The 20,689-nt window shown below is 54.6% G+C and carries 17 protein-coding genes; 12 read left to right on the forward strand and 5 right to left on the reverse strand.

The features are described 5' to 3' along the window. Positions 1-5: 5 nt before the first annotated feature. The gene (locus tag RGV06_RS21010; RefSeq protein ID WP_322151173.1) at positions 6-674 is read right to left on the reverse strand and encodes an HD domain-containing protein; all 669 of its coding nucleotides are present in this window, start codon (positions 672-674) and stop codon (positions 6-8) included. Positions 675-842: 168 nt separating this feature from the next. Continuing rightward, positions 843-1,934: a TauD/TfdA family dioxygenase gene (locus RGV06_RS21015; RefSeq protein ID WP_322151175.1), complete on the reverse strand. Its 1,092-nt coding sequence runs from the start codon at positions 1,932-1,934 to the stop codon at positions 843-845. Between the two features lie 144 nt (positions 1,935-2,078). Here RGV06_RS21015 and RGV06_RS21020 point away from each other — a divergent pair, with 144 nt between their 5' ends. After that, a complete protein-coding gene (locus RGV06_RS21020; RefSeq protein WP_322151177.1) occupies positions 2,079-3,044 on the forward strand; it encodes a hypothetical protein in 966 nt (321 codons plus the stop codon). Positions 3,045-3,046: 2 nt separating this feature from the next. Next, a complete protein-coding gene (locus RGV06_RS21025) occupies positions 3,047-6,352 on the forward strand; it encodes a UvrD-helicase domain-containing protein (protein ID WP_322151178.1) in 3,306 nt (1,101 codons plus the stop codon). A gap of 459 nt (positions 6,353-6,811) precedes the next feature. Here the strand turns inward: RGV06_RS21025 and RGV06_RS21030 are convergent, their stop codons facing one another. Both RGV06_RS21030 and RGV06_RS21035 read right to left on the reverse strand, forming a co-directional pair. After that, on the reverse strand, positions 6,812-7,219 hold the full coding sequence (locus tag RGV06_RS21030; protein ID WP_322151180.1) for a hypothetical protein: 408 nt from the start codon (positions 7,217-7,219) through the stop codon (positions 6,812-6,814). A gap of 847 nt (positions 7,220-8,066) precedes the next feature. Next, entirely contained in the window at positions 8,067-9,116 is a 1,050-nt protein-coding gene (locus RGV06_RS21035) for a hypothetical protein (RefSeq protein ID WP_322151182.1), read from the reverse strand. A gap of 869 nt (positions 9,117-9,985) precedes the next feature. Between RGV06_RS21035 and RGV06_RS21040 the strand changes: the two genes are divergently transcribed. Beyond that, entirely contained in the window at positions 9,986-11,251 is a 1,266-nt protein-coding gene (locus RGV06_RS21040) for a DUF4427 domain-containing protein (protein WP_322151184.1), read from the forward strand. A 217-nt stretch (positions 11,252-11,468) separates the two neighbouring features. Here the strand turns inward: RGV06_RS21040 and RGV06_RS21045 are convergent, their stop codons facing one another. Continuing rightward, entirely contained in the window at positions 11,469-12,155 is a 687-nt protein-coding gene (locus RGV06_RS21045; protein WP_106117498.1) for a hypothetical protein, read from the reverse strand. Between the two features lie 548 nt (positions 12,156-12,703). On the opposite strand from RGV06_RS21045, the gene tmk reads away from it, so the two are divergent. The 9 genes from tmk (at position 12,704) to RGV06_RS21090 (ending at position 20,640) form a co-directional block, all read left to right on the forward strand. Beyond that, positions 12,704-13,306: a dTMP kinase gene (gene tmk / locus RGV06_RS21050; protein ID WP_322151938.1), complete on the forward strand. Its 603-nt coding sequence runs from the start codon at positions 12,704-12,706 to the stop codon at positions 13,304-13,306. Next, positions 13,299-14,285: a DNA polymerase III subunit delta' gene (locus tag RGV06_RS21055; RefSeq protein ID WP_019827945.1), complete on the forward strand. Its 987-nt coding sequence runs from the start codon at positions 13,299-13,301 to the stop codon at positions 14,283-14,285. Before tmk ends, RGV06_RS21055 begins: the two co-directional genes overlap by 8 nt. Before the next feature lie 32 nt (positions 14,286-14,317). Next, the gene (locus RGV06_RS21060; RefSeq protein ID WP_019827946.1) at positions 14,318-15,109 is read left to right on the forward strand and encodes a TatD family hydrolase; all 792 of its coding nucleotides are present in this window, start codon (positions 14,318-14,320) and stop codon (positions 15,107-15,109) included. Positions 15,110-15,540: 431 nt separating this feature from the next. Next, positions 15,541-16,182, forward strand: coding sequence for a TetR/AcrR family transcriptional regulator (locus tag RGV06_RS21065; RefSeq protein ID WP_019827947.1), 642 nt, complete (start codon positions 15,541-15,543; stop codon positions 16,180-16,182). A gap of 125 nt (positions 16,183-16,307) precedes the next feature. Further along, positions 16,308-17,276, forward strand: coding sequence for a GTP 3',8-cyclase MoaA (locus tag RGV06_RS21070; protein WP_019827948.1), 969 nt, complete (start codon positions 16,308-16,310; stop codon positions 17,274-17,276). A gap of 209 nt (positions 17,277-17,485) precedes the next feature. After that, entirely contained in the window at positions 17,486-18,091 is a 606-nt protein-coding gene (locus RGV06_RS21075) for a DUF4823 domain-containing protein (protein ID WP_019827949.1), read from the forward strand. 15 nt (positions 18,092-18,106) lie between these two features. After that, a complete protein-coding gene (locus tag RGV06_RS21080; RefSeq protein ID WP_019827950.1) occupies positions 18,107-18,670 on the forward strand; it encodes a DUF1285 domain-containing protein in 564 nt (187 codons plus the stop codon). 41 nt (positions 18,671-18,711) lie between these two features. Beyond that, positions 18,712-19,587, forward strand: a complete 876-nt coding sequence (locus RGV06_RS21085) for an SMP-30/gluconolactonase/LRE family protein (protein ID WP_019827951.1) — start codon at positions 18,712-18,714, stop codon at positions 19,585-19,587. A 234-nt stretch (positions 19,588-19,821) separates the two neighbouring features. Continuing rightward, positions 19,822-20,640 carry an SDR family oxidoreductase gene (locus RGV06_RS21090; protein ID WP_046808541.1) on the forward strand — a complete coding sequence of 273 codons (819 nt, stop codon included), beginning with the start codon at positions 19,822-19,824 and terminating at the stop codon, positions 20,638-20,640. The last annotated feature ends 49 nt before the right edge of the window (positions 20,641-20,689 follow it).

Here is a 20,689-nt window from a genome sequence, read left to right on the forward strand (position 1 = left end):
TCACGTCACAATTTCGTTGTGTTTGGTGCTCCGATTTCTTCCATGAATCCGTCTAGGAAAGTATTCAGACGTGCATGCCTATCCGCTGCTAGCCGAGCACCTTCGACAGTCTGGAATCCAGAGGCGAGCTTGAGCAGTTTTGTGTGGAAGTGCTCAATGGCGAAACGTTTATCTTGAAAGTCCCTGCCCGCGGCAGTGGGGTTAGTAAAGTCGTGCAGTGCCGAGCCCATTCGGCCAGAAACGTAGAACGAGCGCGCGACTCCTACCATTCCTATGGCATCTAGTCGATCACTGTCCTGAAGAATCTTGGCTTCGAGGGTGAGTGGTTCGATGCCTGCTGAGAAGCTGTGCGTTTTCACCGCGTGAGCGACTAGCTCAATGCGCAATGCAGACCAACCCATCCGTTCCAGTATAGAAGAGGCTTTATCTGCCGAAAGCGTTGATGCTTTCGCCCGTAATGGAGAGTCTTTTTCGACTGCAACACAGTCATGCAAAATGGTAGCTGCAAGCAATGCCTCTAAGTCCCCACCTTCTTTTTCCTGTATCCGCCGAACATTCGTCCATACCCGGTGAATATGAGACAGGTCGTGAGAGCCGTCCGTACTGTCCTCGGGTAGAAAAGCGAATAAATCGGACGCTAGCCTTTGGTAAGGAAAGAATGGCTCATTAATCATTGAAAAATCTCCTGAGGAGGACGCGAGTGCGCCGGAGCCACGCGATAAATCAATGGATCGGCCCTCCTCGACAGATGCAAATCAAGGCACACCTTGGCTAAACAAATGGTGAGCATCACAAAGCCAAAATAAAAAATAGACGAGGTTTTGCTCGGAGCCCGCTCTCGCTTAGGGGAAGAGCATGAATGGGCTGCCGTCGTGGCGCTGAGCTGGATCGATATCCGATGTGTCCAGTCCGTATGTGCGGAGAAACCAGCGTGTCTGCCCGCCATACTCTTTTCCCACCTCGCTGCGCCCGTGCAGTGCGATGCGGTTGTTAACCAAGGCAATATCGCCCGGTTCCAGTGGCAAGGGGATGACGCAACCTGCGCATGCCTCTTTCAGAGCGACCATTGCTTCATGAGCAGAGGCTTGGGCGCCTGTAGCGATCTGGGTAGTTCTATGGCTGAACCGAATCCACCATTTGTCCTGAATCGCATACAGAAGCTGGGCGTAATCGACTTCCAATTCATCTCCGAGAATATCGATCATCCCGTCGCGGAAGGTCAGTTGCGAGCCAATAAGGTACTGAGGCTTCTGCAGATCCTCGATGTGCTCATTTGTCAGTGACGTCATGAGCTGGTCAAGCGGCATAACTGTGGTTGGCACATCATTCGGATTGCGCAAAGAGGATAAGCAGACAAAATCCGGCGAAGGTGCAATACGTGGATTGAGCGGGTCGCGGTAGCCGCGCATTGGAAACGTGACTGCGTCAGTGTGGCCGCTCATTTTGTCAGCCGACTTGTCGGTAAATTTGCCTCGTCCAGGAGGGAACACCACCAAGTTGACGAACAGATCGCCATTGTTTTCTGAGCCATAAGAGACCGTATCGGAACCGATGGCTGCAAGACACGCGATCGCCGAGACCATGGCCATTGCCGCTCCTTCAGCCGAAGGCACCGGGCAGAAATCCTCCGGAGTATCCGGTAGCTCCCCGGTTTCGAACACAGCTTGCAGTCGTAGGTAGGGTTGGGCCCAAGCGTAGTCTTTCACTGCTGCACAGCTGCAGTTGTGACTATTCAGCTCTTGCTCAATTGCGGGAACCAGCATCAGCCCTAGGTTTACTGGATTAGCCAGACTTTCAATGACCTGCTCAAGGGTCAGTTGAGCCCGCCAATGGGTGACAGCTGCCCGCACGGCTTGTGAAAAGATTACGTCGATCAATTGTGTCCCTACATGCGCTAGTGATATAAAAGTGATGTACGCCAGCGTGACCGTCACGCACTATCCTACCAGCGACCAATCCTGATTATGAAAATGCCAACACTTAAGCCTGCTGATTATCTCGAAGGGTGCGCTAGTTTCCTAGCCTGCCTCAAGCCATTCATGCGCTTGCGAGAGACCTCCGAAGGCCTTGTGTGCGAAATGACGCTGGCGGATGGTCAACCGGTGAAAGTGACTGGTATCGATCAGCCGCATCTGCTGCTTAATCTAATGTCGGCTCTGGTGAATCTGATTCCTCAGTCACGTTCTGGCGAACAGCACGTGGTGCCCAATGTCTCACGCACAGCGCCTGCAAGACCGCAGGCTTTGGAGACGATCATGCAACCTACGGTAAATACCAAGCACATGGACGAGCAAACACGCGCTGCCCGAGAAGTGATTGGGTTAACCACCAAAGTTTCGATGCACACCTTGGTAAAGTCAGTCGCAGATGAGCGTGGAGTCTCCGTGGCTACCGCTGCCCGTGATCTTTTGCAGGACGGACTGACAAGGTTTGACCAGGAGTCGAGGACGATCAGCCCTTCTCAGTTGCTGACTGACTACGAGCGTAAAGCCAACGACTTCGAAGGTGGCGAGTCAGAACACTGGGTGATCCGAGCAGATCGAAAAATTGTGAACAGAACTCGTTTACGAGCAGGTGAGTACGAGCGATCGTTATCTTCTTTCACCAATTTTGTGATCGCTCAGGCCTTGAGTCATTGCCCTGTTGCGAAAGCACTGCGATCAGAAGCTCATGGGCCGATCATTACAGACGAAGCAGTGGTTGAGGCCGTAAAGGTAGTTGAGCAAGCGTGCGGCCCTAAAGCTCGCTTACTGGCGACACAGATTGATCTGGGTGAGCACCGTCAGCTGACCAACATGATTCTTGGTGGCACCGTGACTGCGCCTGCGCGGGTATTGGCAAAAATGGCTACGGCCTTGACGGTGCCTCTAGAAGTGCTGTCAGTGGCGTTGGAGCGTCGATTTGTTACTCAGACGGTACCAGCTTATAAGGCTACTGAGGCCAAGCCCACGGTTCAGGTCGAGCGCAAGGCCTGGAGTGTTGCGGTGAAGGAACTCCAGTTGCCCGCCGATGAGGAAGAGCGTCTTCTCAAGTTGGAGGGCTAGGCGTGAATCCATTTGACAGGGCTCGTAGGCAAGCATTTGAAACCCGAGAAGCCCTGGTGGGTTTGTCTGACTCCCTGTCGGGAGTAGCGTCCGGTGCACTTTTGGCAGGTGTGGAAGACGCACTGAATATCGCGATTGAGCGTCTGCCCTTCGGACACCCTGAGCTGGGAGGGGGGAGCGGCGTCCTCAAGCGGGAAATCAGCACCGTCTACATCCGAAACGATGTTTCACCCGCTGAGTCCGCCTACCTGATTGCTCATGAGCTGGGACACTGGTTTCTGGATGGCGACCGTCCTGCCCAGACCATCGCTCACCTCAGTGCAATGACGGCTTCTTATGGTAGCCAGGCCACGGTTGCTGTTGAAGCCTACGGTGCCCGTGAACGGTTGGAGCTACAAGCTAACGTATTTGCTCGCGAGTTGCTGCTACCCCGTGCAGTGGCCAGCCAGATGTTTCACGGAGGTATGGGTGCAAGCGCAATTGCTGCCAGTTTGCAGGTGCCCTTGGAGATTGTGCGGCTCCAGCTATTCGACGGTGTACTGCTTCCGATCCTGCCTCCATCTCCGCCGCCACCGTTGCCGCCCATGACGTCAGGGCAACATGTCGCTGCCACTGCTTCTGAGACCTTCGTCAATGTGGTTGCTGGGCCGGGTACGGGTAAAACCACCACATTGATTCACCGGATTAAGCACCTAGTCGAACAGGGTGTGCCGCCAAGCCGAATCCTCGTCCTGACCTTCACCAATAAGGCAGCGCACGAGTTAGTGGAGCGCCTGAAGGCATCCGCTATCACCGGAGCATCTGAAGTTTGGGCTGGTACCTTTCATGCGTTCGGCCTCGAATTCCTAAGAAAGTACCATCAGCTATTCAACCTCGATCCAGATGTCCTAATAGCTGACACGTTGATGCAGGTGCGGCTAATGGTGCGCACGCTTCCCAAGGTACAGTTGAAGTACTACTTAAGACTTCAGAACCCATATGACTGGCTTCCAGGCGTCATGGGTCAGATCAAGCGACTCAAGGAAGAGTGCCTCACCGTTGCCGACTATCGGGCGCGACTTACGGCTTTGCAGCCCTCCGATCCTGACATTGCGAACGAGCGGGAGGACATTGCCACACTGTTCGAAGCCTATGAGGCCGCGATGCGGGCGGAGCAACTGGTCGATTACGTCGATTTGATAGCGCTTCCTTCTACCCAGGCCAAGCGCGACCGAACTTCGGTCGTCCAGTACATCGATCATTTTGAGCACGTGCTCGTCGATGAGTATCAAGACGTCACCGAGGTGATGGTCGATCTTTTGCGGCAGTTGGCTTTGAATGCGCGCTCCGTTTGGGTAGTCGGTGATGTACGCCAAGCGATTCATCACTGGCGAGGCGCCTCGATCAGAAGCCTGATCGATTTCGATGCCACCTTCAGAAGCAATATTTCTGGCGCAAATGTCCAGCGGTATGCATTGGATCTGAATCGGCGGAGTACCCCGCAGATTCTAGAGCTATTCTCCTGCGCAGGCATCAACCATGCCCTAAGCAGCCGGATGCCGCTGGAACATGTAAGTGCCTATCGTCATTCAATCGGGATCATTCCGACCCTGTATGAGTGTGGTTCCAAAGACTCTCAGGCAGCAACGATCGCCCAGCGCATTGGTGGATTGGTTCAGCAGGGCATCCCATACAGAGATCAAGTGGTCATCAGTCGCAAATCTGCAGATGTCGAGCAGGTGGTGGAGGCTCTCGCTGCTTTAAATGTGCCGGTGCTACACATTGGCGATGTTTGCCAGCGGCCAGTGATCAAGCGGTTGCTCTGTCTGATGGAATTGCTTTGCATGCGTCAGCCCCGCTCGCTGGTAGGGCTTGTTTCTGAGCCTGCTTTCAGCATGAGCTCTCAGGATATCGAGCACCTCAATTTCCTTACCTCAAAGGGCTCAGGCTCTGGCATGCAACGCGGTCGTTGGTTATGGCAAACCGTTCCTGGCTTGTCACCAGCGGGTCAACAAGCCAAGTCGAACCTCGCGCAGTTGTTGAATGGGCTTAAGCGCAACAGCCGGCCGTGGGACTTCGTGTCGAAGGTGCTTCTGGATCAGCGCTATGGAATGCCCAACCCCGCTGATCAATCTATTCAGGCGCATACCGAACGGCTTGCTCTATGGTTGTTCGTTTACGCTGTCCGAAACGGTGATGGTGATGCCAGCCAAGCTCGACTGTCGCAATTTTTACTTCGCGAAGAACTACGTCGACGAATCGGTGAGAGGTTGGGAGATCGTGGTTTGCCTCCGGAGGCGAGAGCCTTGGACGCAGTGAGCGTAATGACTGTTCATTCGAGTAAAGGGTTGGAATACCCAGCAGTCCATGTGACGGACATCAGTGATTCGTCTTATGGCGCCGATCGTCCTTATGCATATGATGTGCGTGGTTTGGAGTTGCTGCCTCCAGAGGTTCTGAACAGCACCGCTGCCGAGTTTATGTTTGAGGAGCGGGTCGAGCGGAACAACCTGCTGTATGTCGCCCTGTCCCGAGCACGCGACTACCTGTACCTTTATGAAATCAGCGGCTGGCCTCGTCCAACACCATTGAATCTGGCCCAACCGACCAGTTTGATCAAGCGCCCTGGGGTCGCAGTGCCGGGAGCGGTTGCAGCACCGATGCCTGTTATCAGCAACTCGGTTGTGCCGACGGTCAGCTATGAGGCTTTCCAGACGTATCTCAGTTGTCCACTGCAGTTTCACTACCGGTACGAGCTTGCTCTCACTGCCGAGCAAGATATCGACGTATCGATTCGAGCTCGCTGGGCAATCACCGATATGCTTTTGGCTTTTGCCAGAGATGGAGTCTCACCTTCGGAAGCGTTCACGACCGCTTGGGCATCACACCGCTTGCCAAGTAAGTTAGAAGATCCCGGCTTAATGGTGGACGCAGTCGCTGCGGCGAAACGAGGCATCGCAGTAGTGCGCAGTGTAGGGGGTGTCGTAATTGAGGGTATGGTGTCGCAGGTTAACGGATTGCACATCGAGCTCCCCTGGATGCTAACCCTGAATAACCAGCTTCACTGGATCCGGACTCAAACAGGCATTCAGTACACCCTAGGGCACCTGAGGCCAATGATGCTGAACATTAACGGCAAGCGAGTGGCAAGCGCCAAGGTCTACTCGATGATCACCGATCAGCATGTCGTGGACGTGGCATCTAAAAAGGCTGAAAGCACTACGGTCTACAAGATGGCCGCTCGATTCGCGGCAGGGGATCGATCTGCGGTCAAGGGCAGGCACTGTGGTCGCTGTGCATACCTCAGCATCTGCGCAAATACTCCATAGTTTGTCTTACCCCTAAAGCTTGTCATAGTTACCAAGCTAATCACCGACAAAACGGGCCACTCGCTGAGTAGCCCGTCATACATCGCGCAGCTTTATTTCTTTCTAGGTTTTCCGGCATCGTCCCGCTTATCTCGGACTTGGCCGTCTTGATTTCGGGAACGGGGTTGTACACCTCCGCCTGGCTTTGGAACCGTTACGTGAGGGTTCAAAGGTCGTCTGTCGGTCAGGCTGTCATACTTGTATGACCTGTGGTGATGGAAAGGCTCAGTCATGAGCACCCGCTACTCAAACAGTTCCGATGCTCATCGCGCCGACGCTGAGCTTAGCAGACGATTTTCTTCGAGCGCAGCACTAAGCCGAGAACACTCCACCGACTCTGCTTAAAGCACGCGCTAAAGAAGTGATACCAATTGCGAGGCCGGTTTAACGATCTGACATGTACTATTTACGGGGTGCTGATCAAAGCATCATCGCCTTGAGAACCCTTGCACCTGTGTAAAGGACAGTGCCAATTACGTTGATCTTTCTGTACGTAGCATTCGGAGAAGTGACGAGGTGGTAGCGATCAGGCAGCCGGGTAAGGTTTCGCTGCAAGCGAACACGCTCTTTTGAGGACAGGTCACCACGAGCGAGCTGGGAGGTCAAAAACGCCAGTTTCTCGTCGTACTCGTTGCCCCAGTCGGCACGAAAGAAGTCCTGGATCCACCTCAGGTTTGCATAGAAAAGCGCATTAACGGTAAGCGCGAGCGACGCAGTCTGGAGGTTGAGGTCTCCTTGTTTCCATAGGCCGGAGAGGATCAGGCACGGCGTCAAAACGATCAGGAAGAGATAGGTCATACGGGAGGGTGGATCTTTACGTTTGAGCATTTTGGCTCCGTTTGAGCGATGGGGCAGGACGTAACAAATATAGCAGTATCAGTTGCAACGACTCAGTAGGAGCTATGCGGTGCAACGCCACGCACTGCCAACTGCCTTGGATGTTCAGCATTTAATGTCGAGCAAACAGCGTCTGCTTCTGTCCAAGCTTTGAAGACACCATGCTTGCTGGCTGAGCCTCCTTCTACAAGATCAACGACCCTGTATCGCTTGCTGCCATCGTCCAGCGTGGTGGTTTCGATCACTCTGAATCTTTCGTGCATGGTTGCTTTCCGTGCATGACATTGGTGGTCTAGAACTACCGGCTAAACTAGACGATTTCAAAACCGAGGCAGGTTTGAGCTGAGACAATTTATGACAGTGCAATGCGCTCGCCTTTGCGGGGAGGCCGGCTCAGCAGTGGGCGGTGTGTGTTGCATTTTTCTAAAAGTCGCTGCTTCGGGACGACGGGCCCGACTGAGTCGGTTTGAATGAGGTCGGGGGCACTGATCAGAGACGGTAGTATGGTGCTGTCATCGGTCAAACCGACCCAACCTAATGAGCAACTGCTCGTTATATCTCGCAAAACCAAACACCAATCAAGAGTCTGCTGAAGCGAAGGATTAGAGATGGTATGTTCTTTCACCCTGGACGACTACACTCAGAAGCTCGTCGCGGTCTTTCAGGCCGAGGAAGATATGGCTTAGTCACGTCGTGGGGCGGCGGGTGAAAAGTAGGAGGGATGAATGCCAAAGCTGAGCAATGACTCCCAAGGTATCGGCGTGGGATGTGATTTGATAAATGCCTAGCCTAGCTGCCGAGCTTCATGCTAATGAAGCTCGGACGAGCCTACAAAATCCTATTTCTTTGGTTTCTTCCTCAAACCCGATATGTAATCAAGCGTCGTTTTAGGTGAGGAATATCCCATTATGTCCGACACCGATATATCCGACACCGATGATGAACTCGCCTTCATGATGTGGACGATCACCGATTGCCGGATCCTGTGTATAGATCTTTGTGCAGGATCATTTAACGCTACACGCAGATAGGAACCGATGATTCTGCTCATCTGCTGCGAACTCATGGGAACCCTTGCGTCTGTTTCGGATGGAAACAGAAAGTCATTCACTGAAAGGCCTGCTTCCTGGATATACCTGCCTACCACGCGTCCAAAGCTACCGGGTAAAAGGGCAAAACCTTCTTTTGAGCGGGATTTAGCGTAATGCACGCGCATTAGGACTCCCGAGTCGACGTACGAGAAGTCCTGCGGCTTGGCAGGCATGAGATCATGAGGACGTAGTCCCTGCAGCAACATGGCAATACAGCTTTGATCCCGAAGACTACCTCTGCACTGCACCACCTCCCACAGAGCCTTCAGGCCTTTCTCATCAATTAGGTATGAGGCTGGAACTGAATGCCTACGTTTCAAACCTACGTCAGTTGGCTGACAAGCATGGTCAATGCTGGTTTCATTTGATGGGTCTGAACACTCTGGTGCAGCATCTAAAGGGAGAGCGAGCACAGTCGGTGCTGAGGAATCAGCCTGGTGCCCATGGTTGAAGTCTTGGAATGCACGTAGCTCTTGAAGGGGAAGTAATTTCACCAAGCGGTCGAGAACGGTCTCCTCAATACCGATGATTTTGCTCGCCTGGCAAAATGCAAAAATAGATGTGCTGATGCCATCCCGAACATCATTATGGGTGGGCTGGGGAGCCTTTGAACCGTCTGCTTCAGCCGACTGCTGGATATCATGGACGTCGCGATAGCCTAAGCCCCGTGACAGGATTGCTTGGGCAGAGGCAAGACTTATAGGAGTGCCACTGGGCCAATTTTTCTGTAGTTTTTTTGCGATACGTTTGAAGCCGCGCTTGTCGACAAGATCGGCGCTATAGATGGGTACACGCATGACATTCTCCATGTCAGGGTGTCGGCTGCCCTCTGACGATTGTCGAATAGGCATGCTAAGCAAAAAGTTAAATCAACCTGTGGCAACCCACCTTTGCGAACCGACCGCACGATCCAGGAACCGATCAATCAACGCTAGCACAGCAATTGCACCTGTCTAGAAAATCGGTTCTCGAGGAGCCCCGCTGTTTTCTCTCCACATCCGCTATCGACGATGAATGACATCTGGCTGCTTCAGGAGGTCAGCCAAGCTACATGTGAAAGGAATGATCGCGTTATCCAGGTTGTCTGTACCAACATTAGCGTCACTTTCTCCGTGCCGGATTAGTCGGACATGCTTCATTCATCAGATTCCTGCACAGCTGCCATAGCGATCATGCAGGGCACATAAGTCATCGTCTGGCAGAGGTGAGCCAGCGGCACGAAGGGTGGCCTCCTAATGGGCATGGTGGCAGGCATATTTGCATGTTTGCGGGATTGGCTATTGATACATATGGAAAATCATAAGATTAAGAATCTGAGTTTTATTATTCTTTTAATAATATTTAGAATGATGTTTTAAGTGGGGGTTTATATTGATTCGAATCATTTTGTGTTTTGTCGTTGATTGTATTTTTTTGATGATTTATTGATTTTTGGTGAGTTATTAAGCTTCATGAATTTTTGTTTTTTGAACTCCGATTGCCGTGTCAATATATAGCTAATCATTGATTTTAAAGAGAAAAATTGTTTTTTTTTTGTAAAAAAACTTGCCCTGATTGCGGGCTTGGACTAGCTTTTTTGTTGTCGGTAGTGCCTCTGTGGTTAGGCCTTAATAAACCTTTTCTCATAGGGGCGGGCAGGTTTGCTTTTGAATAATTGGAGAGTGAGATGCCAGATCAAAACGATGCCCGTCAAGCCCCTCGAATTGCTCATTATTTTCGAGATGTTGATTTGTCTAGCAATTCGTGTCCGCGATTCATACCAGAACTTTTTTCCACAAATTGCTGGGCTGAGGATTGGCCTGCACGTTTCCTTCTCAGGGTCGCCATACGCTTTCATCATATTTGGGCCACTTTTGGCATCAGGGACGGACAAGAGACGATCCATGGGGCTCAGCCAGCCGTTTGCTTCTCAAACTTTAGCGTTGCCGATCTGATTGCGGTACGAGAAGGTGTAGAAGGAGTCAACAAGGCCGTCACTCAGTATGCGATCACCTTTCCCACGTGCTCAGCGGAGCGAGCGGGAGCAGAGCAGGTAGTGCAAGGAGGCGACCTGCGAGCATTCTTACAGAAGAGCAATCCTGTAGTTGCTGTGACTCCGGAAGACGTCCTCCGGAATGAGTATCGCTACGTCGTCTGTCAGTTGGATATGTTTAACGACCAGGCAATGCCCTCGGAGTGGCGATGGCCATACCCCCGGAATTATCACCGCGCGATAGCTAAGATGGAAGATAACGGCTGCCTCGGGGATAAGCTGCCAGGATTCGAACTCACGCAGAAGAGGTGGTCAGGGATCGGGATAGTCGTAGCCACTCAAGCGGACGCCCGCAGGCTCCAATATGACATCTTGTCCCTCATCGACCAGCAAATATTATCGGAAAGCCACTTTGATCACCTTCTGGTCTGCGAGCGTTTGCCAACGGCTTTGGAGGGGCTCTCTGAGGTCGGCAAGCAATCTGCGGTTCAGGCAGCCTACTTTGACTTCAAATCCTGCATGGTCGTCTCCGATGAAGCTGCTGTCGAAGCTCTTCAGGACTTCTCGGCTCGAATATCTGAACTTGAGTTATGTACCTTGAAAACCGTGACACGTGAACGCGGTGGCTGCTGGGTTTACTTTGAAGACAATACCCACCCATACGTTCGAGCTCTCATCAAGGCTGGCCGAGTGCTGGTCAATAAGCTGGGGCGATATATCGGTACCTTAGATGAGCTAGATCGTCGGCGGGATCTACGAGAGCGCCAGGAGATCGTCAAAGTCCTCTGTGAGCAACTACAGCTGAAACATGGTGTGGCCTGCAGCTATTTCAGTGTGCTCAACTCTTGGCGTCCCGACGACTTGCCAAACTTTTGCGGCCGGCCCTGGAGCGGTTTTTATCGAATTACAGATGAGCCCGACGATGAGGATGATGAAGAAAATGAGGGCGAGATCAGCTGAAAATAAGCTGCGTTATCGCTAGGCGACGAAGCTCAGCACTCTGCCCCTCCTTCTTGAGTGAGCTGCTCCTGAGGCTTGGTGTAGTGTTTAATCCAGGCATAGAAGCTGTACACGGACACGCCCAACAGCGCTGCCCCTCCCCGAGATAGGAAGCTGATTTCCGGTCACCTGGTTGTCCACCTAGATTTGAATTCTTAGGGAAAAGCCCGGTTACTCGTTAAGCGTCCGGTTTTTCATTAAATGGGCGGAAGTAACATTCAGTTATCCGATGATTGGTATGCCCCATCATGGAAGCTACAGATGCCAAGGCCATCGAGCTGAACTGATCGGGAGCTGCGGGCTGGGAGGTAGAGGACTGGCGGATATCCACATGAAGTGAGTGAGACTCCAGATCATCTCCGTAGAGTATCTCTTCTGAACAGTCATGGAGAACAGGTATCTGGTATGGCTCAATCCCCAAAGTATTCGATTCAAGGACTTCTTTAACGGCCGACTGAAACGAGTAATCGGAGCGGCCTGAATACACTTCATTTTCGCTCGCGAAATCTACTTCCAATCGCTGATTGAGATCCAGTTCCTTGATGGGTTCCCACAAGGACTCAATGGTAGGGAAGGTTTTGCCTGCCACATCGTCGCTCAAAAACAGATAGAGCAGGTTTTTGTGAGCGGCTACCACCTTTACCCCAGACATAGCGCCTTGGATGTGCGCTTGCTCAAGGGCCTCTATAACGAAGCTGTGCTCTAAAGGTTGGTTGTACAAGACGGCGAAGCGCTGCTTTCCTGCCTGCGCCATCACATCAAGATTAGGGGTTTTCCACTGCAGCGTGCTGAACACAACGCAGTGGAGACTCTTGTCGAGTACTTCAGGAGTGCTCTCGAGGTGAAACAGGTGTGAAAGCGTCATGTCGGCTTTTCTCCTGAGTGTTAATAGTCAATGAAGTCAACAGGAGGTACTTAGTCAAGGTGAAAGGGCAAGATATGAGTGGTTTCCGACGGAATATCAGTATGTTAAAGGTATACTCATTGATTCTGACCCGCTGCCGAATAACCTTTTGGCGGGTCAAAATGGGCAACGTCTGACTACCCCAGCCCTTCAACCGTTCGTCCGGTTGGAAGAGGCGAAATTTTGTCAACGAGGTGCTCCGTTGCTGTCGTTTATCTCATCCAGACAGGGAGGAAAAGACCCTATACAATCACGGCCTTACCTCGTTTGGTTTACATTTTTGGCGCCGAAGGACGTCGGATTCGACGCTTCTTGCTTTCAAATAGCCGGTTTGGTTTACATTTGGGGGCCAAAAGTGACCCTTTCAGGGCTTAGTTGACGCTAGTGGCGTTTCTGGTGTTTTTTCACTATTTTCAGGATTATCTAACTCATTGAAAATTATCGGTTCAATGAAATTTTTCGTGATTTTATTTGGGATTGACGTTTGGTTTACGTCTCTTCCAAAGAAAATATTTGGAACAGGAAAAAGCACCAACCGCGAGTATCTGGCAGAGCGCTTGCGCGCCGAAGGTATCGACGTAGTGCTGACCCGCGAACCTGGCGGAACACCCTTGGCAGAACGTATCCGCGAACTGTTGCTCACGCCCAGCGATGATGCGATGTGTGCCGACACCGAGCTGTTGCTGGTGTTCGCCGCCCGGGCCCAGCATCTGGCCGAAGTCATTCGCCCAGCTTTGGTACGTGGTGCGGTGGTGCTGTGTGATCGCTTTACCGATGCCACTTATGCCTATCAGGGCGGCGGTCGAGGTTTGTCCCATGAGCGTATCGCGACCCTTGAAACCTTTGTTCAGGGGGCGTTGCGTCCTGACCTGACCCTGGTGTTCGATCTACCGATTGAAGTCGGCATGGCCCGGGCCAGTGCCCGTGGTCGTCTTGATCGCTTTGAGCAGGAAGGTCGTACGTTCTTTGATGCGGTGCGCAGCACCTATCTTGAGCGCGCCAAGGCAGAGCCTGCGCGTTATCGCCTGATCGATGCCGCGCAGACGCTGGAGCAGGTGCAAGGGCAGCTGGACGCCCTGTTGCCAGAATTGCTGAGCTTGCACCGTGGCTGAGGCCTATCCGTGGCAAGACAGCCTGTGGCAGCAAATGGCAGGGCGCGCGCAGCATGCCCACGCCTATTTGCTGCACGGGCCAGCAGGCATCGGCAAACGGGCGCTGGCAGAGCGGCTGATGGCCAGCCTGTTGTGCAAGCAACCGGTCGGGCTTGATGCCTGTGGCGCATGTAAATCCTGCTCGTTGCTGGCTGCCGGGAGTCATCCCGACAACTACATTCTTGAGCCTGAAGAGGCTGACAAGGCGATCAAGGTAGACCAGGTGCGCGATCTGGTCAGCTTTGTGGTGCAGACCGCCCAACTGGGCGGGCGCAAGGTGGTACTGGTCGAGCCGGTAGAGTCGATGAATATCAACGCCGCCAACGCCTTGCTCAAAAGCCTTGAAGAGCCCTCCGGCAACACCATCCTGCTGCTGGTCAGCCATCAGTCCAGTCGATTGTTGCCGACCATTCGCAGTCGTTGCGTGCAGCAGGCTTGTCCGTTGCCGAGCCAGGCATCGAGCCTTGAATGGCTGGCCAAGGCCTTGCCTGATATCAGCGAAGCAGAGCGGGGCGAGTTATTGACCCTTGCCGCCGGTTCGCCCCTGGTGGCCGTCAAGTTGCAGGCACAGGGTGTTCGCGAGCAGCGTGCTGCCGTGGTGGACGGGGTTAAAAAGCTGCTCAAGCGCGAGCTTTCTGCCAGCCAATTGGTTGAAAGCTGGAAAACCATTCCGTTGCTGTTGTTGTTTGACTGGTTTTGCGACTGGTCGAGCCTGGTTTTGCGTTATCAACTGACTCAGGACGAAGACGGTCTGGGGCTTGAGGACATGCGCAAAGTATTGCAGTACCTGGCGCAGAAGACCCCGCAGGACAAAGTGCTGAACATTCAGGACTGGATTCTGGCTCAGCGCCAAAAAGTGCTGAGCAAGGCCAACCTCAATCGCGATTTGTTGCTGGAAGCGTTACTGGTGCAGTGGGCAAGCCTGCCCGGCCAGCGCTGATTTGATTGAATTGATAAGCAGGTAAATTTTGTATGTTGGTTGACTCTCATTGCCATCTCGATCGTCTTGATCTGAGCGCCCATGACGGCTCGCTGGACGCGGCTCTCGAGGCAGCACGTCAACGCGGTGTAGGGCATTTTCTGTGTATCGGCGTAAGTGCCGACAACGCGGCGGATGTCAAAGCCCTGACCGATCGCTATGCCGATGTGGATTGCTCGGTGGGCGTCCACCCCCTGGACGTACAGCCGGGAGCGGCACCCGCTCTGGACTGGCTGTTGAACGAGCTGAACCACCCTCGGGTGGTGGCTATCGGTGAAACCGGTCTGGACTACCACTACGAGCCTGAAGCTGCCGACTTGCAGCAACTGTCGTTTCGGGTGCATCTGGAAGCGGCTCAGCAGACGGGTAAGCCGGTGGTTATCCACACCCGTGGCGCCCGTGCCGATACCCTGAACTTACTGCGTGAGGCGGCACTGCCTCAGGCAGGCGTGCTGCACTGCTTCACTGAAGACTGGGACATGGCCAAGACGGCGCTGGACATGGGTTACTACATCTCGCTGTCGGGCATCGTCACCTTTCGCAATGCAGACGCGCTGCGGGATGTGGCTCGCCAGGTGCCTGCAGATCGTTTGCTGGTCGAGACCGACTCGCCATACCTTGCTCCGATTCCCTATCGGGGCAAACCGAATCTGCCGCAGTACGTACGTGAAGTTGCTGAGTTTCTGGCCATGTTGCGCGGCGAGTCCTACGAGCGCTTTGCAGAGCAGACCACCGAAAACTTCAAGCGTCTGTTCCCGCTGGCTCGGGTTGCGCAGTCAATCTGACGTGGGAGCGGGCTTGCTCGCGATAGCATCACCGCGCGCATCCATTCAGGCCGCAGCGCCTGCATCGCGAGCAAGCCCGCTCCCACAGTTTTTAAAGTAAACAGGCAGGCAAAAAAAACCCGGGCTCTGGGGAATCCGGGTTAAGACCATTAGGAGTAAAACAAAGGCACACATTCCGTTGCTGCCTATATCGGCGAGACACTTTGGGGGGGATGTCACGCCGACAGGTTAAGTATTGGCCAGCTTTGTCGAACGTCCAGCCGGGATTGATCGTTTTTTAAACAGATTTGGAATACCCGAGCTTCGCTTGAGTGCTCATTGGGCCGCGGGTAAATCGTTTGAACACATCGATATGCAGGATGATCCGTGCAATTTTGCGTGACTAATGCATAATACTTCGCTTCGATTTTGACCCCAACAGACCTTTTCTTATGCACAAAGAACCCCGTAAGGTCCGTGAGTTTCGTCGCCGCGAGCAAGAAATTCTCGATACCGCGCTCAAGCTGTTCCTCGACCTGGGTGAAGACAGTGTCACCGTCGAGATGATTGCTGATGCCGTGGGTATCGGCAAAGGCACGATCTACAAGCACTTCAAGTCCAAGGCCGAGATCTACCTGCGCCTGATGCTCGACTACGAGCGCGATTTGAACGAGCTGCTGCATTCCGCCGACGTGGATAAAGACAAAGAGGCGCTGTCCCGTGCCTACTTTGAGTTTCGCATGCGTGATCCGCAGCGTTACCGGTTGTTCGATCGCCTTGAAGAAAAGGTCGTGAAGGGCAATCAGGTGCCTGAACTGGTCGAAGAACTGCACAAGATCCGTGCATCGAACTTTGAGCGCCTGACCCTGCTGATCAAGGGGCGTATCAGTGAAGGCAAGCTCGAAGACGTACCGCCATACTTCCATTACTGCGCAGCGTGGGCTCTGGTGCACGGCGCCGTGGCGCTGTATCACTCGCCGTTCTGGAGCAATGTGCTGGAAGACCAGGAAGGCTTTTTTCAGTTCCTGATGGACATTGGCGTACGCATGGGCAACAAGCGCAAGCGTGACACCGATACCCCGGCTGTAGAGTAACCCCGGCCAGTATTTGCCTTCATGGCTTATGGCCTTGAGGCTTATAATCAGGCTTGGGTCTTGCCAAAACCTGATTTATGAGTCAGGTTTTGCGGCGGCCCATTTCCCCCGCGCCGGAGTCATCCATGATCGTTGATCGCCAAGGCAGACGTTTTCGCAACTTGCGTATCAGTCTGACCTCCGCTTGCAACTATGCCTGCACCTACTGTGTGCCTAACGGCAAGCGGTTGGTTGCCGCGCAGGATGAGCTGTCGGCCGAAGCGATGGTGCGCGGGGTGGCCTACCTGATCGAGGCGGCGGGCATCGAGCGCTTGCGCATCACGGGCGGCGAGCCGCTGGTGAGCCCCAAGCTTGAGACGTTTATGCGTGAAGTGGGGCAATTGGGGTTGAGCGACATCAGCCTGACCACTAACGGCCAATTGCTTGCGCGCAAGTTGCCATTGCTGCTGGACGCGGGCATTCGCCGTCTCAATGTCTCCCTGGACACCCTTGATCCAGCAGCCTTTCGCAGCATTGCCCGTGGCGGCGATCTGCCGACCGTGCTCGACGGCATGCAGCAGGCCCGGGAAGCGGGGATCAAGATCAAGGTCAATATGGTGCCCTTGCGCGGACAGAACCTGGATCAGGTCATGCCGTTGCTGGAGTACTGCCTTGAGCGCGGCTATGAACTGCGTTTTATCGAGCTGATGCGCATGGGGCATCTGGCCAGTGATGGCAATGCCTTCCTGCAGCAGTTCGTCAGCCTTCAACAGCTGTTATCGCTGATTGGCGAGCGCTACGAGTACTTGCAGGCCGATGCGCCAATCGATGCCACGGCTGTGCGCTACCAGATTCCGGATCACGGTTATTTCGGGGTGATTGCCAACGAAAGCGTGCCGTTTTGCCGAACGTGTTCGCGGCTGCGGTTGTCTTCCACGGGGTGGCTGCATGGTTGCCTGTCGTCGAGCAATCGCCACTATGTGGGTGATCTGCTCAACAAGCCTCGCCATCAGGCGCTGCCTGCGCTGCAAGGCCTGCTGATGAAAGCCTTGGGCGACAAGCAGGACGTTGCGTTCTCCGGTGGCGCCACCGTGATGAAGATCATCGGCGGCTGAACTGTAGACCCCGTCCTAGTGGGAGCCAGCCTGCTGGCGATGCAGGCGACACGGCCTGCCTGGCTCACCGAAGTGATGCTTTCGCCAGCAGGCTGGCTCCCACAGTAACCAAGTTTTTTCCCACAAAAACTGAACTCTGCGAACTGGCGCGCAATCTGCATCACGCGACTATTCGCCGGTTTTCTGTCACCGGCCATCGGGAGAGCAGGATGCGTGGTCTGATTGTTTGGCTGGCTTTATTGGCGCTGGGCGGCTGCATGAAGCTCAGCGATCTGGGCGAGGGCGCGCGTTATCAGTTGAGTGACGCGGGCATGCTTGATCACAGCAACACCCGTCGCAGCAACTCGCTGCGCATTCAGCCGGATTCCTTTATCTACATCGCCCAAGGGCCGTTTGCGCCGATCGGCGATCCGTACGTGCGCCCCAACGTGGTGGCCGAAGAAGCCTTTAACGGTTTCGTCGAATACTTTCCCATGGTGCGTCGCGCCAAAGAACCGGTCGGCCTCGATCAGGCGATGACCGAAGCCCGGGGCTTTGGCGCTCACTACTTGCTGTTCACCCGCTTTGCTCGGGCCGATGACCGCATCAGCAACAGCGACGAATGGCTCGACCAGGAAGAGATCAGCCGGTTGGGGATCGACAGCGGCGTGATCCAGGTGATGTTGATCGAGACCAGCACCCAGTATTTGATCGATACCGCCACCATCCGCAGTCGCGGCGGTTTGCTGACGTTCCATGACAACAAGCCCGCTGACCTGATAGGCCCGCCGCTCGCCAAGTACGCTCGCAGCTTGATAGGCTTGAGCGATCAATAAGTCGAGGAGAGCAACATGAGCGAGCCGGTAGACGTCAGTAACCTGTTGGCGCAAATCCCCAGGGCCGACAAGGGCCTGCCGCCCGTTCACTTGTGGGACACCGCGTTTTGCGGTGACATAGACATGCGCATTGCCCGGGACGGCACCTGGTACTACATGGGCACGCCAATTGGCCGCAAGCCCATGGTCAAGCTGTTCTCGACGATCATTCGCCGCGACGGCGATGACTACTTTCTGATCACTCCGGTAGAAAAAGTCGGCATCAAGGTGGATGACGCGCCTTTTGTCGCGATCGCTTTGCAAGTGGTAGGGACGGGCGAGCAGCAAGTCCTGCGTTTTACCACCCATGTCGACGAGTTGATCGATGCCGGCACCGAGCACCCACTGCGCTTCGTCATCGATCCTCAGACCCAGGAGCCCGCGCCCTACCTTCATGTACGGCGCAATCTCGAAGCCCTGATCCACCGCAATGTGTTCTACCAACTGGTCGAACTGGCGGTGGTTCGTCAGGTCGACGGGCAGAACTGGCTGGGTGTCTGGAGCGGGGGGACGTTTTTCCCCATGGGTCTTGAGCCTTAAATTGCGTGCCTGACCCCTAACAATAAAAATCAGGAGCACCTATGCCGTGGACAGCCGTTACTGCGCATCGCGCAACGCTTGGGGAGGCGCCGTTCTGGGATGCTCCCGAGCAAACCTTGTACTGGGTCGATATTGCCGCCAGGCAGGCTTTGCGCTTGCAGGGCGACAACGTACAGATCTGGCAAATGCCCGAGCACGTTTCAGCCTTTATCCCCTGTGCCAGCGGTGATGCGCTGGTGACCTTGAGCAGCGGTGTCTATCGCCTTGATCTGGATTCGCCGGGCCTTGATCCGCGGCTCACACTGCTCTGTGTTGTCGATCCGCAGCCAGGCAATCGCCCCAATGAGGCCCGGTGCGACGCCTTGGGTCAGCTGTGGCTGGGGACCATGCAGAACAACATTGGCGAGCAGGGCCAAGACTTGCCTGTCGAGCGCCGCAGTGGCGGGCTCTTTCGGGTTCAGGCCGATGGCCGTGTCACGCCGTTGCTCAACGGCCTGGGCATTCCCAACACCCTGCTGTGGAGCGCTGATGCCACCACCCTGTATTTCGGCGACAGCCTGGATGCCACGATTTATCAGTACTCGGTGGCGGCAGATGGCTTCTTGAGCCCGCCTGAAGTCTGGCGTGGCCCTCACCCTCGGGGCGGTCCGGATGGTTCGGCGATGGACGCCGACGGGTTCGTCTGGAATGCACGCTGGGACGGCAGTTGCTTGCTGCGCCTGGCCCCCGACGGGCAAGTCGACCGGGTGATCGAGTTGCCGGTCAGCCGTCCTACCAGTTGCGTATTTGGCGGTGCAGACCTGCGCACGCTGTTTATCACCAGTGCAGCCAGCCCGGCCAACCACCCTTTGGATGGAGCGTTGCTGTCGATCAGGGTCGATGTTCCTGGCGTTGTTTGCACACGATTTGCGGGTTAAATCCCTTAATGTGGGACGATAAATTATATATTGAGATTCTGTTGCCCCTGGGTTTATAGTCGGCCTCAGCTCCACGCACTCACACTTAAAAAAACAAAACAGGTGAAGTGATGCCGAACTACTCCAGGGTGCTCCTGCGCACTAGCGCGTCTGCACGTCACCCCCAATCCCCCCTGCTTTTTAACCGGTCATCGACAGATGCCCGGTTTTTGTCGTGTTTAGGAGTCCTGATCAATGGCTGAACCACTTGCACTGCCCCCCGTGGCTGATCCCCCCCGCGGCGAGCGCCTGAAGAACAAGGTCGTGCTGTTGACCGGTGCCGCTCAAGGTATTGGTGAAGCCATCGTCGCCAGCTTTGTGGCGCAACAGGCGAAAATGGTCATCAGCGATATCCAGGCCGAGAAGGTGGAGAAGGTCGCCGCCCATTGGCGTGAGCAAGGCGCGGATGTGCAGGCGATCAAGGCCGACGTGTCCAGCCAGCCAGACCTGCATGCTCAGGTTGCACTGGCGCTGAAACTCCACGGTCGGGTTGATGTGCTGGTCAATTGCGCCGGGGTCAACGTGTTCCGTGACCCTCTGGAAATGACCGAAGAAGACTGGCGCCGCTGTTTCGCCATCGATCTGGATGGCGCCTGGTACGGTTGCAAGGCGGTTTTGCCGCACATGATCGAGCAGGGCCTCGGCAGCATCATCAACATTGCCTCGACCCATTCGAGCCACATCATTCCCGGTTGCTTCCCGTACCCGGTGGCCAAGCACGGCCTGCTGGGCCTGACCCGTGCACTGGGCATCGAGTACGCACCCAAAGGCATCCGGGTCAACGCCATTGCCCCAGGCTATATCGAGACGCAACTCAACATCGACTACTGGAACGGTTTCGCCGACCCCTATGCCGAGCGTCAGCGTGCACTCGATCTGCATCCGCCGCGGCGCATCGGCCAGCCGCTGGAAGTCGCCATGACGGCCGTGTTCCTGGCCAGCGATGAAGCACCTTTTATCAACGCCTCGTGCATCACCATCGATGGCGGGCGATCGGTGATGTACCACGATTGATTGCGTGTCTGGACGCAACAGGTTCTGCAGACCGTTAACAATAAAAACA

The organism is Pseudomonas sp. CCI3.1 (assembly GCF_034313985.1).
In the GTDB taxonomy this organism is placed as follows: Bacteria; Pseudomonadota; Gammaproteobacteria; order Pseudomonadales; family Pseudomonadaceae; genus Aquipseudomonas; species Aquipseudomonas psychrophila.